The following is a 16130-nucleotide window of genomic DNA, read 5'->3' on the forward strand; positions in this document are numbered from 1 at the left end:
AGTAAAATTTCGATAATTCCGATTGAATTTTTTGCCGTTCTTTTTTCTGAATATATCTATAAAAAAGGGTGGGAGAATTGCAAAATGCAGGAAAAGAAAGGGAGAATGAACATGACAATCCAAGAACAGATTGATAATGCCAGAAAAGCATTAGATCAAATAAAGAATTATACTCAGGAACAGGTTGATGAATTGGTATATGCCAGTGCAAAAATAATCTATGACAATGCGGTACCTTTAGCTAAACTTGCAGTTGAGGAAACTGGCTTAGGTAAGTTTGAACATAAAATTGCAAAAAACACAGATACAGCTGCTGTTTTCTACGACTACCTAAAAGATAAAAAATCTGTTGGTATCATCAATGAAATTCCAGAAGAGGGCATTATTGAAGTGGCTCATCCAGTAGGTGTTATTGGTGCAATTACACCAGCGACAAACCCTACTGTTACACCCTTGGGCAATTTTATGCATGCTATCAAAGGTAAAAATGCTATTATCATTTCTCCAGCACCCCGTGCTGAGAAAACGACTACAGATACAATCAACTTAATTCGTCAAGCTTTGGTGGAAAAGAATGCTCCTGCAGACTTAATTCAGGTGGTTTCTGGTGCGACAATTGAAAAATCTGTAGAACTGATGGAAAAATGCGATTTGGTTCTTGCGACAGGTGGCCCTGGCCTAACAAAAGCTGCATACTCTAGCGGAACACCCGCTTATGGTGTAGGCCCTGGCAACCCCCCTGTTATTTTAGATAGAGATTTTGATCTTACAGAAGCAGCAAAGATTACATTAGTAGCTGTTGGCAGTGATAATGGTATCCTTTGCGATGGCGATAACCTACTGTTATACCCTCAGGAAACAGAAGGGAATTTATTTGATGAATTAAGAAACGTAGGCATAGTTGTTTATGAGGATGCTAAGGACGTTGAAAAATTCCGAGATGCCCTGTTCCATGACGGGAAAATTGATGGAGATTTAGTTGGTAAGGATGCGGCAGTTATTGCGAAAGCTGCGGGCTTTGACCTTCCCGCTGAAACAGAAGTAATTGCTCTTAGAATTGAGGGTGTAGGCAAGGATGATATTTTAGGCAAGGAGATCATGGGCCCTATTGTTGTTATGAAGGCTTATGAAACCTTTGAAGAAGCCGTTGATATGGCAGTCAGAAATATGGTTGAAGCTGGCGGTGTTGGACATACCGGAGGGATTCTTACAAACAATAAAGATCATGTTAGATATGCAGGTGAGAGAATTCCTGTGGCACGTTTGTTGGTAAATCAACCTACGCCAGATGCATGGGGCCCTGCTACCAATGGTCTGTCTCCAGCAGTATCTGAAGGATGTGGTACTTGGGGAAATAATATTCTGTCTGCAAACGTGGATTATCTACACCTGGTTAATGTTTCTCGCATTGCGATGCCTCTGGATGTTAAGCCAGTTGTTGCAGAAGAAGTTTTTAAAGATTGACAGTGTTGGCAATATAGGGTGGCTAATAACAGGTTAGACTAGAATAATCATGTGAACACAAGTTTTTTTGTTGTAATATTTGTTAAAATTGCAAAGTAATCGTGGGGCTTTTTAAAACTCCTTTTGCAGTTTTTTTAGACAAAATCGATACTGTAAGACGGCAAAAACCGTTTACTGGTGGGTAAATTTAGATGGTTTTGACAGTAGGCTAAAATATGGATTTATTGATTGATTTTGCAGACACTTCGTTGTTCGGCGAAGGTATTCTGTAAGTAAAGTCACATCTTCCCTCCCAAATTTTAGCTACTGTCGATATCAGCTAGGGTTTTTAACAGATTTCGAATATGATTTGGACAAAAAGACAATAAATTGTAGTTTCAGAAAGCCCCTACTACAAAAAAAGGGGTTTGGTCTATGGAAAATATACCAGAATTGTCAAATGTGGAAAATATAACAAAATTGTCAAAAAAAGACCAGATGAGGCAAAATATAATTGTGTATGGAATTTTGCTTGCTTCATTTTTTATCGTAGGGATGTTAATGCCCGAAAATCCAGCTGACTTCGGAGTACTTACTTGCATTCCAGCTACATTCTTAATTATTTTTATCTTTAAAACAAAAAGAATTGTAGAAGGACTTACATTATCAGTAATATTATGCTGTATCATGGTATACAAAATGGATTTTTTATCTGCATTTGCTGAAATAGCAATGAATACCATGATGGATGAAGACATTGCGTTCTTAATCATTGTATGTGGTTTGATGGGAAGTCTGGTTTGTGTTATTGAGAGAAATGGTGGCGGATTTGCTTTTGGTAACTTAGTTGCTTCTAAAGCAAAATCTGAGAAATCGGCTCTTTTTGGAACTATGCTTTGTTCAGCCATGTTCTCTATGGATGATTACTTAAGTTCACTAACATCAGGTATAGCAATGACACCTGTAACGGATAGATATAAAACACCTAGAGAAATGACTGCTTATGTAATAGATACAACAGCAGCGCCGGTTACTGTTTTAAATCCAATTTCTACATGGGCGGTATTTATTGGTGGTCTTTTAGTTGCAAACGGCTTGGCAGAAGAGGGTAAACAATTACCTGTTTATTTGAAAACCTTGCCATATAATTTCTATGCTATTCTAACTCTGATCGTTTTAGTACTTGTTGTTCTTGGCGTAATTCCTAAATTTGGTCCAATGAAAAAAGCTTATGAGAGAGTAGCGGCTGGTGGCCCTTTGGCTCCTCCGGGATCAGAAAAAATCGATATTCGTGCCGGTCAGGATACAGTTGAAGTTCCAACAAATCCTAAACTACGGAATTTCTTTGTTCCAATCATTTTATTAGTAGCTGGGACTTGCTTCTTTGATTTTAATATGCAGATGGGTGTAATAACAGCTATTTTTGGTAGTTTTATTTTCTTTGTTGCACAGGGAATGGATCCAGAAGAATATGCGGAAGCGGTTATTCAAGGTTTGAAAAATATGCTTCTTCCTATTTTGCTTATGATTCTTGCATTTTGTTTTGCAGAAGCAAGCGAACAAGTTGGATTTATTAGCTATATTATCGATGTAGCAGTAAGAAATATTACACTTCCTTTCTTACCTGTAACTGTTTTCTTAATCTTTGCAGCAACAGAGTTTATTATGGGTATTAACTGGGGAATGTACATCATTGCAATTCCTATTGTTGCACCAATTACCCTTGCTTTAGGCGGAGATATTGGCGTAACGATTGGTGCAGTTGCAGCTGCAGGTGTTTGGGGAAGCCACTGTTGTTTCTATTCAGACGCAACCATATTAACTTCCGCATCTACCGGTTGTGATAACTTTAGGCATGCCATTACTCAGATTCCTTTTGGTCTAATTGCCGGTGTAATTTCTGCAATTGGTTATTTGATTTTAGGGTTTGCAATATATTAATCAGAATATGATTGCTACCTTATAGCGTTTTAATCATTAACGATTGGTTGTCCGTTCTACAATCAAGATGAGATACATAAAGTAGCCCAGGGTAAAGGTGGTTTTTGCGATTATGCAAGAATCACCTTTGTTATGTTTTGACTTACAGATTAGAACTTGAGGTTTTTATCTGAAGCTTTGGGTAAAAAAGCAATATGTTGTATGGAGGTTGTTTTGAAGCCACCTCCAATTCATATTCATTTGTATTCGTTAACATGTGTATGTTACAAATGTTATGAAAGATAATTTTGGGGAGTTGGTATTTCTTTGGAATAAGAAAAAAAGAAACATTATTCCCTTTGAGAAAAACAGAGTGTTAAAATAGTAGGCTATTTCGAATAGTTTTAGGATCTTCATTAGGTTTCAAATTTTTATTATATACAGATTAAAATAAAAAGTAGACTAGTGGTAAAATGACTAGTCTACTTTTCATGTTTTACCTAATCATGATGATGGTGATATAGACGTGTATCCATAAAAAATTGCTCGGATTAAACCATGGTTTTATAGATCGTTCCCTTAAACAAAGGTTATTTTCTATTTTCCATCCTCTATTAACAAGGCTTGCAGCTCTGGCTCTTGGCCTACAAGACCAATTGCATATACTGTATAGAATTTTTCCTTGCTTAGGTCAACATTAGGTACTGTAAGAACTACGTTATCGGTTCCGGCGACTCTAACTTGTAGGGTATAATTCATAGGCAAAACGTCAATATAAGACGTGATGTTTTCAAAGGGAATATTGCTGAAAATAACAGTTCCATTGGGCAAAGTGATATCCACTGCAGGGGCATTTGGGGAGAGATGTAAAAATCTTACCATAGCTTTGCCTGTTTTTTTGGCTTGATCAGAATCGTTAATTGCTCGCAATTCAATTTCACTGAGGTTCCCTGCTGCTGCAACAGTAGTATAGGAATTTCTATTGACCGATAACATATCAGTGATTACTGGAGAATCTTTTGTTCCAGCAACATAGAGGGAAATGCTATAGTTACCCTCAGGTATGGCTAAATATTCAGTATACTCTCCAAATGCAAGGTTGCTTACAATTAGGTTGTCATTTGCATATATATCAACATTAGGGGCATCTGGAACAGTATGAATTACGCGTACATAACTTACGGGCATTTCTGTTTGGTTGTTTTGGCTATTTTTATACATGTTTTAATTCACCTCAATCAAAGTATGTTATAATATATGCATAAAAAACATCTTTGTTGCAGGATAAAGCTTGGCAAATTTAATATAATCTTTGATATTTTTCGCCGCAATAAAGGTTAATAGTCAGTTGAGGATTGGACATATTTATAATTTTTATCTATTTGATTAAACTATGTTCTGGCTTAGTTCCAATTTTCTTATGGGCAAAATACCTTGCCGACTAAAATTGCTTATATTTTTAAGTTTTGAGAAACCTAAATGAAACAGTCTATAAAGATGATTTTGCAAAGTTTTTGTTGTCTTCAATTTGAAAGGATGCTACATTCACTTAATAATGAAGGATATTAAAATTTTTCTGAAGTTTTTGCAGGGAGTTTGAATACATTTGCTTGTTATTATAAATAATAAACACAAAATGTTAGGGAGGTTTTAATATGGGTGTTGTAACAACAGCAGCAGATAAATTTCGAGTATGTATTGATGCTTGTGTAAAATGTACACAGGCTTGTTATGAATGCTATGATGCTTGCTTGAAAGAGTCGGATTTGAACAAGAGAAAAAGATGTCTAGCATTGTTAATGGAAAGTGCAATGATGTGTCAAATGTCAATTGCTTTAATGTCAATGAATAGGGAAGAAGCCTATGATCATTGCGAACTGTGTGGTAAAGTTTGCGCAAAATGCGCACAGGAATGTGCCGATATGGAAGGAGAATATTGTAAAAAATGCGCTGAAATCTGCAAAATGTGTGCGGATGAATGTATTAAGGTTTCTTCAACTTGAAAATTTAAAAAATAGGGCACAGATAACGTGCCCTATTTTTTTTTGTAGTTTTTTAAATATCTATAAGAAAAAGATATGTTTTTATAGTTGCTTTAAGGCATAAGTGTTGAATGCAGGTCTATTTTTAAGAATCAAAAGAGCTATTTGTTCAATAGAGACATTTGAAATTCAATTGGTATTTTTTCAGTTGTTTATTTATGTTTTTATAGAGTTGAAATTTTTTGTTAGTTTTTTAAAATAAATGCCATCCCAAATTAGCGGATAGTGTGTGATTGATGGGAAGTCATGATATTACTTGAAACATTATGAAATATAGATAATTTTCATTAAGGGAAGTTTTTTTCCAAGTATTTCTTGTAAAAAAACTTCAGCTTCTTTGCGACTATCTTCTTTATAGCAATATTTTCCTCTTCCTCTACCAGTCATAAGTTCACGGTCGAAAATTTGGGTGGTATTGGGAAAAGCTTCCGTATTGATAGCATTTTGCACAAAGCTATATGTCATCAATATAATTTCGATAAAACCAGTGGTTTTTACTTTATCGCTTAGTTGCTCAGAGAGCTGTTGTATTAATTCGGAATATAGAATTTTCCAATTTGGCAACAAAATTACCGGTGCAATTAACATCCCTACGGGGTACTTAGCATCTGCCATATCATTTAGTGCTTTTATCCTTTCTGAAAGCATGGATGTGCCAAATTCAACTTTTCGAATGATTTCATCTGGGTTTACGCTCATTCTAAATATTGTTTTTCCTTTATGATTTAGCCCTAATAATGGTTCTACCATATCAAATTTTGTTGGGAAAGTAAGTTTGCCTCGGCCTTCTTTTGCGAATTTTTCAATGGTCCAAGTTAAATTATTGGTTATTTTGTTTTCTAACACTAAATCACTATTGCTTCCAATCTCAAAAGTTTGGGCCGAGGGTGCCTTGGCATCAAACTTTAATAGTTTATTTAACATTTCCTCTCGATTTACAAACAACCTTAGGTAAGAACATTTGTTGTAGTTACATACAAGATAACAGTATAAGCACATGGCTCGGCAACCAGAGGAAGTATAGGGCACTAGCCAGTCAGAAATTTTATGATTTTCAGTATACTTATGTGTTTTCCGTATCCCTAGAACTAAGTGCTGTTTCAGTTTTGGAAAACTCTTATTGTCTAAATTACATAATTCAGGAATTCGATTATGGGAGTCAATTTCTATCCAAGGTAGGGCTTCATATTTTGTTTTAAGAAACATACCCAATTCATAGTTGAGAATTTGGGGTTCATAATAAACAGCATCAAAATCTATTTTCACAATTTGCACCTCCAAAGAATGTTAAAGTAATAAACAAAGCTAGTAGCTTTTCAGCTATTTGAGATAAGTAGAATACTTCTTGTAATTTCATGCTAATTAGGCTGTTTGTTTTTTATAATTGAATGAACTACTTGCGTTGCATTTTTCATTACAATCGAAACACCGTTTCCTGGATGAATAGAACTTCCCACAAAATATAAATTTTTTATAGAAGGTATTGAATGTTGTGGACGAAACATCATATTTTGAAAACGGGTAGGTGCGATTCCAAATGCAGCACCTTTCGTTAAATTATATTTATTTTTTAATGAGGTAGGAGTCAAACATTCTTCATATACAATGGACTTTTCAATTTGATGACATTGCGTTATTTTTTCTAAGGTGTTCAAGCAGATAAAGCGAAGCAAAGCAATGGTTTTTTTGTCCCATCGTATATTTTTATACGATAAGTTGGGTACCCGAATCATGATATTCATACAGCTATATCCTTTACTTGCAAAGTTATCATCAATGCTAGAGGGATAGTAAATGTATAAAGGTGGGGATTTTGGCAGTTGCCCTTTAAAAATATAGTTTATCTCTTTTTTAAATTCTTCATTTATATAAATGTTATGCACGCTGAATGTTTCAAACTTTTTATTAAGGCATAACCTAAGAATGAAAACTGAGCATGTATGATGATAAGCTTTACAGTTCCTTCTTATTTTTTTCAACCCCCTCTGTTTTTTTAGTAATTTAGAAATGGTATAACAATAGTCAGCATTGGAAATTACATATTCACTAGGGATTTTTTTGCTGTTTACAATAACTCCAGTTGCTTTATGATCAGCCATAGTTATACTTTCTACGTTGGAGTTCAGGTGAATCGAACCCCCCAATTGTTCAAACACTTGTTTCAATCCTTCTATATAAGCACCCATACCACCTTTTATGTGATAGATACCTTTTGACTGAGCTACAGCAGGAATGATAGAATAGGTTGCCATCAATTTGTAAGGGGAAATCCCCATATAAAGGCATTGGAATAAAAGCACCTTTTGAAATTCTTTGTTTTTAATATAATGACGAATGAGAAAAGACGCACTTTGAAAAGGTTTTAGGACGTAAATTTTTTTAAGCATACGGGGTGATACAAAGCTTAATTTTTTGAAACGAATAAATGGTTTGGTTAAAAATTCTTGTGTTGCTATTGTATAAACGCGGTTTAACTGTTTAACAAACTTTACGTAGTGGCAAAAGGGCTCGTGAAACATTTGCTCAAAATTCTCTTTTTGATGATATAAATTTCTAGAGAGTAAAAAAGTCTCATTGTTATAAAAAAATACTTTATATAAATTTTGTAAAGGCATAAACGTAAAAAAATCATCTGGGTTTAATTGTATGTCATAAAAAATCTTCTTGTATTCATTGGGTTCAATAACAATGGAAGCACATTCATCAAAATGAATGTTTAGAGGTGGTATTATTTTTGTTGCTGCCACACCCCCAACTTTGCTTTCCTTTTCAAAGATTTCAACCTCAAAGCCCGCGTGTAACAACTTGATTCCACAATATAGACCACCAATTCCACTGCCTATAATGATTACTTTTTTGTTTACCTTCATGAGACACCTCCAAATTAATAAACTGTGCATTACGATCAATGAAAAGTGGGAAAACTTTAACCACCGATGGGTGGAATTTTTGACAGAAACAGTCAGTTTCTTTTTTATTACTATCAGTATTGCCCATTTTACAAGAGAAATCCAAGTTATGTTTTATGTTCAAAATTGTTGATGTTGGTGTTAGAATTGGTATTATAAAGTGTCGAAGACAATAATGCATAAGTTAGCTACCTTTCTATGAAATAATAAGTAGTGATTAAAATCCATTCTTTTATCAAAGAGTTGCCTCATTAATAAACGAAAACAAAAATTGAAGTCACATTTTAGGAATCGAAGAATAAAATCTTAGTAATGAGATTTGGGGTGGTCGAAATCATGAAAATACTGGATCCAAGGAAGGTTTTTGTTCAATATAGGGATGACATGAACCCCTATGAACCTATTATGGAAAGGAAATATACCATAACACATTCAGATTTAACCGCTGATCTTTTTGTCTTTATAGCAAGCAATTATGCGGAGGATCAGATTTCGAAAACGAGGGACGAAGTGAGAATTGCCTGGGAAGAGGCCCCAAAAGGTCTTATGTTAGTGGGCTCTGTGCTTGTTGATGATATTAATATAGAAGGGATTTCTTCTATTAGAAATAGGATTTTCTATCATGAGATGCCTACTGCATTACAAGCATTGCGACAAGCTGATAGATTCTTATTTATAAATAGACCTGAGCTGGATAAAACACCAGTATTTATTCATTTCATTTCTAATGATCCTGAATTTTATAGAATATACCGATTTGGTGAAATCGGAAACTTTCAGTAAAAAACTAAGGACGTTGTCCCAAAACTTATCGTTTGCGATTCATATTGTTTCTATGACCAAAAAGTCATAAGAGATTATTAAGTGGTCATTCTATGGTTTCTGATATTTTTTGGAATATTTGATACCAAGTTGAAATAGATCAAAGGAATCTCTATGTGGTTTTTGTTGACACAGAATATGATATATATTATCATATTCTCAGATTAACTATGATCAATAAATACTAATGAGGTGTATAATGAATAAACTCAAAGGAGTACGAATCGGTGATTTAGAAATAAAAGTGCCGATTATACAAGGCGGTATGGGTATAGGTATAAGCCTTTGGCGTTTAGCTGGGGCTGTTGCTGCCCAAGGTGGAATCGGTGTTATTTCTGCAGCACAACCTGGTTTTCTGAAAGAAAATTTTGCCAAAGAGCCTTTAAAAGCCAACCTAGAGGCTTTGGCGGATAATATAAAAAAAGCAAAAGAGGCGAGCAAGGGCGGCATTATTGGCGTAAATATAATGCGAGTTTGTAGAAATTATGACCAGTATGTGAAATGCTGTGTTGAAAGTGGCGCTGACGTTATTATTTCTGGAGCAGGGTTACCCTTGGAACTGCCAGAATTACTTAAAGGCACAAAGGTTAAATTTGCGCCAATTGTCTCATCTTTAAGAGCTACCCAGCTTATGTTTAAAAGATGGGACAAAAAATGTGAGCGAGTATCCGATTTTGTGATTATTGAAGGACCAAAAGCCGGGGGTCACTTGGGCTTTACAGCTGAAGAAGCCCAAGATCTGAGCAATGAGGAATACGATCAAGAAGTTGTAAAGATTGTTGATTATGTAAATAGTTTTGAAGAAAAATATGGACATATACCTGTATTTTTTGCGGGAGGGGTATATGACAGGGCAGATATTGATCGCTATTTAAGCCTTGGTTGTAGTGGTGTGCAAATGGCAACCAGATTTGTAGCCACAGAAGAATGTGATGCGGATGTTGCTTACAAACAGGCTTATGTAGATGCAAAAAAAGAAGATGTTATGATTGTAAAAAGCCCCGTAGGTTTGCCTGGTAGGGCCATACGCAATAGTTTCACTAAAGAAAGACAAACAAGTCGTCAGCCAGTAGAAAGGTGTTTTGGATGTATCGAAACCTGCGATCCAGCAACAACGCATTATTGCATTTCTCGTGCCCTAATGCAAGCAGCGTTGGGAGAGCGAGAAGACTCACTACTTTTCTGCGGTGAAAATGTATGGCGTGTAGATAAGATTACCACCGTGAAAGAAATTTTCGATGAATTAAATAACTAATGAAAGCAAACTTATAACCTTAGGAGTAATTTTAACAGACTCCTAAGGTTTATTTTTTCCTTAATAAGAAGTAAAAAAAGTTATGACTAGAGTGGGTTAAACAACAACCACAGTGACTTTTATAGAGTATTGGAAAGAAAACAATTTGTAGGAGTGCGTCATAAGGAGAACTTATGTCTTAGACAGTTTTAGTGAATGGTTAATAGTTGTTATTGGTATTGTTCATGATAATCGGAGAATTGGTGAAACTCTCAGTTCATACCCCCTTTCATTGATGCAGAGGAATATAGCTGGGATGATGCCACAGCCATGTTGAAGGAAGGATGCCATTGGGGTATACCAATGGGTGAAATCTACAAAACCCAGGGGGAACGAATCTCTAATTTCATGGATGGTAGTATAGATTTCATTTGTTTATATTAAAAAACCTTTACTTGCCCATTAGGGAAAATAAGGGAAAATACTTTCTCAAAAAAAGTATTGGGAAAATATTTTAGCTGGAATTACTTTATTCAAGGCCCTCAAACTGCAATTGCGTTTATTACCTCACAATGGTTAATCAAAAGAAATTTGAAATAGAAATGTTACTACTAATAAATATGTACCATTTTAGAGAAAAATTTTCACTGAGAATGCTGTAATATTTTTAAAATTGCGGGACACAATAATATCGAAGTAAATGCAAAGGAGGGATTGAACATGGAAAAGTGTAATGAATGTATTAGATGTACAGTTGAAAAATGTAGACATCACCACAATACAAAAAACTACTGTACACTTGAAGCAATTCAGGTAGGTACTCACGAAGCAAATCCGACAATGGATCAGTGTACAGACTGTAAATCTTTCGTTTTAAAGTAAGATAACCGGTTATTTTTTGATAGCGGGCGCCTTTTTATGAATTTTCGTAAAAGGGTGCCCGCCTTTCAATGTGAAACAATATGATTTTTTACTAACAAGGAGTGCGTAAAAATAATGGGTGATTTGAAAACACAAAAATGTTTTTTCCATTAACTTAACTAGACTTAACTTTAAATTTTCTTGCTAGGATAAGCAACTTTAGCGTAAAATAGAAGTGGGGTGATAGAATTATGAAGGTATATCTGATAAGACATGGTGAAACAGACTGGAATTTGAGGGGTATGTTTTATGGCTGGACGGACTGCGATATTAATGAAAAAGGAATAGAGCAGGCAACCAAGTTAAAAAACTATTTTAACACGGTTTCATATGATAAAATTTATTCCAGTGACTTATTGCGGGCTGCCCATACCGCACAAATCATTGCTTCTGATAAAGGGATAGAAGTAGAGAAAAAAGATTGCTTTAGAGAACTTTTTTTTGGGGAATGGGAAGACAAAGAAGGTACTTACATAAGAGAAAATCATGGAGATGTGTTAAACTTATGGATTAAAGAGTGGAAAACCAGCTCTTTGCCTGGAGGCGAGGCTTTTCAAGATTTTTATCAAAGGGTCACTGAGGGACTGGCGCGGATTATCCAAGAAAATAAGGGGAAAACAGTGGTTATTGTCTCTCACAATGGACCTATGAGTGCTATGCTTTGCTATCTAACTGGAGTTGGACCTGATGGTTTTTGGCGGTTTTTTTCTGAACAGGGTTGTTATAGCTCCATATTAGTTTCTGAAAGGAAGATAACCATTGAGAAAATCAATTGTCCAATTGTAATTTGAAAAATTCTTGAAGACTGTAAAGGGAAAATACTTGACAGCCTGCTTTTTTTTTAGTATGATAGTTCAGGTGGTTGTAAAGTTAATTTCCTTTACAGGGGGAATGAAAGATGGATGAAATTCTAAAACTGACTTTGCTCTATGATTTTTATGGCGAGCTTTTGACAGAAAAACAAAAGCAAGTATTCGAGATGCATTATCAGAATGATCTTTCTCTTTCTGAAATCGGAGAAGAATTATCAATCAGTCGCCAGGCTGTACGAGACCAATTAAAGCGTACAGAAAAAATCTTAATTCAATATGAAGAGAAACTTCGTTTGGTAGAACGCTTTCAAGAGCAGCAAAGAGCTGTTCGCAAGATGAAAAGTATCCTTGATGAAATTGGCACAGGAGAAATCAGCTTAAAAACAACACAGGCGATTACTATAATGAAGCAGATTGCAGATGCAATATTATCCTAAAAAGGAGGGCGATCTATGGCATTTGAAAATCTTTCCGCTAAGTTGCAGGAAGTATTCAAACAACTCCGCGGGAAAGGCGTTTTAACCGAGGATGATGTAAAGGTTGCTATGCGAGAAGTGAAGATCGCACTTTTAGAAGCGGACGTAAACTTTAAGATCGTCAAAGACTTTATTAAAAAGGTCACAGAGCGTTCCGTTGGCGTTGAAGTTTTAGAAGGGTTAAACCCCGGCCAACAGGTTATTAAAATTGTAAACGAAGAGTTAATTGCACTGATGGGTAGCACACAAAGTAGATTAACATACTCAAACCGTCCACCCACAGTTTATATGATGGTAGGCCTGCAAGGTGCAGGTAAAACTACCAGTAGTGGTAAGTTGGCAGGACAGCTTAGAAAGCAGGGAAGAAACCCTCTTTTAGTAGCATGCGATATTTATCGTCCAGCCGCTATCAAGCAGTTGCAGGTGGTAGGGAAAAACTACGGTATCCCTGTTTTTGAAATGGGAACAGAAGTGAGCCCTCTTGAAATTTCCAAAAAAGCTTTGGAATTTGCCGCCGAGCAGCATCATGATGTCATTCTAATTGACACTGCAGGTCGTTTGCACATCAACGAAGAGTTGATGCAGGAGTTGCAGGATATTAAGACAATTGTAAGGCCACAGGAAGTTCTTTTGGTGGTTGATGCTATGACAGGTCAGGATGCAGTAACTGTGGCAAGTAGTTTTGACAGCCAGTTGGGTGTAGATGGTATTATCATGACTAAGCTAGACGGTGATGCCAGAGGTGGTGCCGCTCTTTCTGTTAGAAGTGTTACCAACAAACCCATCAAATATATTGGTATGGGCGAGAAGATGGAAGACCTTGAACCCTTCTTCCCTGACCGAATGGCTTCCCGAATTTTAGGGATGGGGGACGTGCTTTCTCTGATTGATAAAGTACAGCAAAATATTGACGAGCAAGAGGCAATGGAGATGCAAAAGAAAATGCGCTCCAATGACTTTACCTTAGAAGACTTCCTTGTTCAGATGCAACAAATCAAAAAAATGGGTCCTCTAAAAGATTTAATGGGGATGATACCCGGTATGAACGGGCTTAACTTGGACAAGGCAATGGAGGGCGTTGACCCTTCTAAGGAGATGGTAAAAGTGGAAGCTATTATCCAGTCCATGACCAAAGAGGAACGCGCAAATCCATCCGTTCTCAATGGCCCAAGAAAAAAACGTATTGCCAATGGATGCGGAAGAAGCATTGCAGAGGTAAATCGTCTGCTAAAACAATTTGAAGAAATGAAAAAAATGATGAAGCAGATGAACAATATGCAAAAGGGTAAGAAAGGAAAACTTCCTTTTTTCCGATAAAATAACGGATGCTAAGAAAGAAACCCCCTTGATGGAGGTGCTTCCTTGCATTTTCAATAAAGGGTGCTGGTAACTGTTTGTTGAAAATGGGCGTGGTTTAAACACCATCTGTTATATGTATTTTTGTAAGGCAAAAATGCAAAAAAGTTTTAATTATCATTAGGAGGTGAAATGACATGGCAGTAAGAATCAGACTGAAAAGATTGGGTGCTAAAAAGGCTCCTTTCTATAGAATCGTTGTTGCGGATTCCAGAACATCCAGAAACGGTAAATCCATCGAAGAAATTGGTTACTACGATCCTACTAAGGAACCCGTTGTTCTGAATGTTGATGCACAAGCAGCTAATAAATGGCTTGCAAACGGTGCACAGCCTTCCGAAACTGCAAAGGCTCTGTTGAAAAAAGCTGGCGTAATCGGCGAATAATCCGAAGGCGGGAGGCTTGACTATGAAAGAATTATTAGAGGTCATTGCAAAAAATCTTGTGGATCAACCAGAGAAAGTTCAGGTTTCTGAAACCGAAAGCGAACGCGCATTAGTGCTGGAGCTAAAGGTTGCCCCTGAAGATATGGGGAAGGTTATCGGAAAACAGGGCAGAATTGCAAAAGCAATTCGTACACTGGTAAAAGCTTCTGGCGTTCATGAAGATAAAAAAATTATCGTTGAAATTATTCAATGAAAATCTACCCCGATTTATTTTGGGGCGTATAAGGGCGTAGACTTTGTCTACGCCTTTTATAAAAGTACAGTTTTGTAAATTGATAGTAGACAGCAATATTGACCGTTGCAAAAAGCTGCCTATGGGAGCTTGATTAGAGCTTTTAATTATTTGCTTTTTATAAAAAGGTTTTTGTTGCTGTTTTGGCATGGTGCTTGCACCTTGCCTCATTTTCTTGTATAGAATTTAATTTTCGAGGTGTATATGGAACAGTATTTTGAAATAGGAAAAATTACTGGTACTCATGGAATTAGAGGAACAATGCGCGTTTTTCCAACAACCCAGGATCCCACCAGGTATGAGCAGTTAAAAGAGATTATCGTAGAAATCCGTGGGAAGAGGGAAACTTTTCACATACAAAAGGTAGCATATCATAAGCAGTTTGTTTTGCTCACTGTAAAAGAAATCACAGACATTAATGTGGCGGAACTGTATAAGACAGGGACAATTTTAATTCCTGACTCCGCTGCCATTCCTTTAGAGGAAAATGAGTATTACACCAGAGACTTGTACGGCTTAAAAGTTGTGACCGATGATGGAGAAGATTTGGGAGAGTTGACCAAGATTTATGTTACTGGCGCAAATGATGTTTATGCTGTGCAAAAAGATCCTGGGGACAAGGAACTTTTAATTCCTGCCATAAAGGATTGCATTAAAAATGTTGATTTAAAAGCAGGGGTCATGACAGTAAAGCTTTTGGAAGGATTGAGATAATGAAGAACTTTTTTGTTTTGACGTTATTTCCTGAAATGATTCAAGAAACATTGTCCCATAGTATTTTGGGTAGAGCGCAAAGGGAGGGCTTTGTTTCAATAGAGGCTATTAATATCAGGGAATTTTCCAATAATAAGCATTTGCAGGTAGATGACTATCCTTATGGCGGTGGTGCTGGTATGGTTATGCAGCCTCAGCCTATCTACGATGCTTATCAGAGCATAGTGCCAAGGGCGGGAAAAGCTAGGGTTCTTTATATGACACCCCAGGGAAAGCCATTTACCCAGTGCATGGCTAAAAAACTGGCGCAGGAGGAGAACCTTGTTTTTTTATGTGGACATTACGAGGGTGTGGATGAGCGCGTCATTGAAGAAATCGTTACCGATGAAGTATCTTTGGGAGATTTTGTATTAACGGGAGGAGAGTTGGCGGCAATTACTATGATTGATGCCATTTCTAGATTAATGCCAGGTGTTCTTGGCAAAGAGGCTTCTTTTGAGGAGGAGAGCTTTTCAGAGGGCCTTTTGGAATATCCCCAATATACAAGACCTCCTATTTTCATGGAAAGGGAAGTGCCTCCCATATTGTTGAGTGGCCACCATGGAAATATTGAAAAATGGCGTCGAGAGCAGTCCCTTCTTCGTACTGCTTCTAAGAGGCCTGATTTATTGAAAAAAGCTGAGTTAAGTAAAAAAGATTTAGAAACACTTCAAAAAAATGACATTGAACCATGACCTACAAAAGAAACTGATCATCCAGCGGCTCAAATAGCAAAAGTTTGGGCGGCTGGGAGATTGGTTTAG

The 16130-nt window shown here is 36.5% G+C and carries 16 protein-coding genes; 13 read left to right on the top strand and 3 right to left on the bottom strand.

Annotated elements, in window-relative coordinates; genetic code table 11:
* Positions 1-84: 84 nt before the first annotated feature.
* Both ABVZ64_RS11500 and ABVZ64_RS11505 read left to right on the top strand, forming a co-directional pair.
* Positions 85-1464 carry an aldehyde dehydrogenase family protein gene (locus ABVZ64_RS11500; RefSeq protein ID WP_352401156.1) on the top strand — a complete coding sequence of 460 codons (1380 nt, stop codon included), beginning with the start codon at positions 85-87 and terminating at the stop codon, positions 1462-1464.
* Between the two features lie 414 nt (positions 1465-1878).
* Positions 1879-3384, top strand: a complete 1506-nt coding sequence (locus tag ABVZ64_RS11505; protein WP_352401157.1) for a Na+/H+ antiporter NhaC family protein — start codon at positions 1879-1881, stop codon at positions 3382-3384.
* Positions 3385-3960: 576 nt separating this feature from the next.
* Here the strand turns inward: ABVZ64_RS11505 and ABVZ64_RS11510 are convergent.
* Positions 3961-4584 (bottom strand): DUF4397 domain-containing protein, encoded by a 624-nt coding sequence (locus tag ABVZ64_RS11510; RefSeq protein WP_352401158.1) that lies wholly within the window; start codon positions 4582-4584, stop codon positions 3961-3963.
* Positions 4585-5018: 434 nt separating this feature from the next.
* Here ABVZ64_RS11510 and ABVZ64_RS11515 point away from each other — a divergent pair, with 434 nt between their 5' ends.
* On the top strand, positions 5019-5366 hold the full coding sequence (locus ABVZ64_RS11515) for a four-helix bundle copper-binding protein (protein ID WP_352401159.1): 348 nt from the start codon (positions 5019-5021) through the stop codon (positions 5364-5366).
* Positions 5367-5669: 303 nt separating this feature from the next.
* Here ABVZ64_RS11515 and ABVZ64_RS11520 read toward each other — a convergent pair whose 3' ends face one another.
* Entirely contained in the window at positions 5670-6665 is a 996-nt protein-coding gene (locus ABVZ64_RS11520) for an SPL family radical SAM protein (RefSeq protein WP_352401236.1), read from the bottom strand.
* A gap of 98 nt (positions 6666-6763) precedes the next feature.
* Entirely contained in the window at positions 6764-8305 is a 1542-nt protein-coding gene (locus ABVZ64_RS11525) for a phytoene desaturase family protein (RefSeq protein ID WP_352401160.1), read from the bottom strand.
* A gap of 345 nt (positions 8306-8650) precedes the next feature.
* Here ABVZ64_RS11525 and ABVZ64_RS11530 point away from each other — a divergent pair, with 345 nt between their 5' ends.
* The 10 genes from ABVZ64_RS11530 to trmD all read left to right on the top strand — a co-directional run bounded on the left by ABVZ64_RS11530 (position 8651) and on the right by trmD (position 16061).
* Positions 8651-9097: a staygreen family protein gene (locus tag ABVZ64_RS11530; RefSeq protein WP_352401161.1), complete on the top strand. Its 447-nt coding sequence runs from the start codon at positions 8651-8653 to the stop codon at positions 9095-9097.
* 238 nt (positions 9098-9335) lie between these two features.
* Complete coding sequence (locus ABVZ64_RS11535) at positions 9336-10391, top strand: NAD(P)H-dependent flavin oxidoreductase (RefSeq protein WP_352401162.1); 1056 nt, start codon at positions 9336-9338, stop codon at positions 10389-10391.
* Between the two features lie 699 nt (positions 10392-11090).
* Complete coding sequence (locus ABVZ64_RS11540) at positions 11091-11252, top strand: DUF1540 domain-containing protein (protein ID WP_352401163.1); 162 nt, start codon at positions 11091-11093, stop codon at positions 11250-11252.
* Positions 11253-11482: 230 nt separating this feature from the next.
* Positions 11483-12082 carry a histidine phosphatase family protein gene (locus ABVZ64_RS11545; RefSeq protein WP_352401164.1) on the top strand — a complete coding sequence of 200 codons (600 nt, stop codon included), beginning with the start codon at positions 11483-11485 and terminating at the stop codon, positions 12080-12082.
* 107 nt (positions 12083-12189) lie between these two features.
* Positions 12190-12540 carry a YlxM family DNA-binding protein gene (gene ylxM / locus ABVZ64_RS11550; RefSeq protein WP_352401165.1) on the top strand — a complete coding sequence of 117 codons (351 nt, stop codon included), beginning with the start codon at positions 12190-12192 and terminating at the stop codon, positions 12538-12540.
* A 15-nt stretch (positions 12541-12555) separates the two neighbouring features.
* The gene (ffh, locus tag ABVZ64_RS11555) at positions 12556-13896 is read left to right on the top strand and encodes a signal recognition particle protein (protein WP_352401166.1); all 1341 of its coding nucleotides are present in this window, start codon (positions 12556-12558) and stop codon (positions 13894-13896) included.
* A 176-nt stretch (positions 13897-14072) separates the two neighbouring features.
* Positions 14073-14321: a 30S ribosomal protein S16 gene (gene rpsP, locus ABVZ64_RS11560; RefSeq protein WP_352401167.1), complete on the top strand. Its 249-nt coding sequence runs from the start codon at positions 14073-14075 to the stop codon at positions 14319-14321.
* 22 nt (positions 14322-14343) lie between these two features.
* The gene (locus tag ABVZ64_RS11565) at positions 14344-14574 is read left to right on the top strand and encodes a KH domain-containing protein (protein WP_313526062.1); all 231 of its coding nucleotides are present in this window, start codon (positions 14344-14346) and stop codon (positions 14572-14574) included.
* Positions 14575-14817: 243 nt separating this feature from the next.
* The gene (gene rimM, locus ABVZ64_RS11570) at positions 14818-15327 is read left to right on the top strand and encodes a ribosome maturation factor RimM (RefSeq protein WP_352401168.1); all 510 of its coding nucleotides are present in this window, start codon (positions 14818-14820) and stop codon (positions 15325-15327) included.
* Positions 15327-16061 carry a tRNA (guanosine(37)-N1)-methyltransferase TrmD gene (gene trmD, locus ABVZ64_RS11575; protein ID WP_352401169.1) on the top strand — a complete coding sequence of 245 codons (735 nt, stop codon included), beginning with the start codon at positions 15327-15329 and terminating at the stop codon, positions 16059-16061. The genes rimM and trmD overlap by 1 nt, the downstream gene beginning before the upstream one ends.
* Positions 16062-16130: the final 69 nt, after the last annotated feature.

The organism is Anaerotignum sp., assembly GCF_040307045.1.
GTDB lineage: Bacteria > Bacillota > Clostridia > Lachnospirales > Anaerotignaceae > Chakrabartyella.

Coding starts and splice junctions, on each gene's coding strand:
- ABVZ64_RS11510 (WP_352401158.1), bottom strand. CDS start 4,584: ATGTATAAAAATAGCCAAAACAACCAAACAGAAATGCCCGTAAGTTAT.
- ABVZ64_RS11565 (WP_313526062.1), top strand. CDS start 14,344: ATGAAAGAATTATTAGAGGTCATTGCAAAAAATCTTGTGGATCAACCA.
- ABVZ64_RS11535 (WP_352401162.1), top strand. CDS start 9,336: ATGAATAAACTCAAAGGAGTACGAATCGGTGATTTAGAAATAAAAGTG.
- ffh (WP_352401166.1), top strand. CDS start 12,556: ATGGCATTTGAAAATCTTTCCGCTAAGTTGCAGGAAGTATTCAAACAA.
- rimM (WP_352401168.1), top strand. CDS start 14,818: ATGGAACAGTATTTTGAAATAGGAAAAATTACTGGTACTCATGGAATT.
- ABVZ64_RS11500 (WP_352401156.1), top strand. CDS start 85: ATGCAGGAAAAGAAAGGGAGAATGAACATGACAATCCAAGAACAGATT.
- rpsP (WP_352401167.1), top strand. CDS start 14,073: ATGGCAGTAAGAATCAGACTGAAAAGATTGGGTGCTAAAAAGGCTCCT.
- ylxM (WP_352401165.1), top strand. CDS start 12,190: ATGGATGAAATTCTAAAACTGACTTTGCTCTATGATTTTTATGGCGAG.
- ABVZ64_RS11525 (WP_352401160.1), bottom strand. CDS start 8,305: ATGCACAGTTTATTAATTTGGAGGTGTCTCATGAAGGTAAACAAAAAA.
- ABVZ64_RS11505 (WP_352401157.1), top strand. CDS start 1,879: ATGGAAAATATACCAGAATTGTCAAATGTGGAAAATATAACAAAATTG.
- ABVZ64_RS11540 (WP_352401163.1), top strand. CDS start 11,091: ATGGAAAAGTGTAATGAATGTATTAGATGTACAGTTGAAAAATGTAGA.
- trmD (WP_352401169.1), top strand. CDS start 15,327: ATGAAGAACTTTTTTGTTTTGACGTTATTTCCTGAAATGATTCAAGAA.
- ABVZ64_RS11545 (WP_352401164.1), top strand. CDS start 11,483: ATGAAGGTATATCTGATAAGACATGGTGAAACAGACTGGAATTTGAGG.
- ABVZ64_RS11530 (WP_352401161.1), top strand. CDS start 8,651: ATGAAAATACTGGATCCAAGGAAGGTTTTTGTTCAATATAGGGATGAC.
- ABVZ64_RS11515 (WP_352401159.1), top strand. CDS start 5,019: ATGGGTGTTGTAACAACAGCAGCAGATAAATTTCGAGTATGTATTGAT.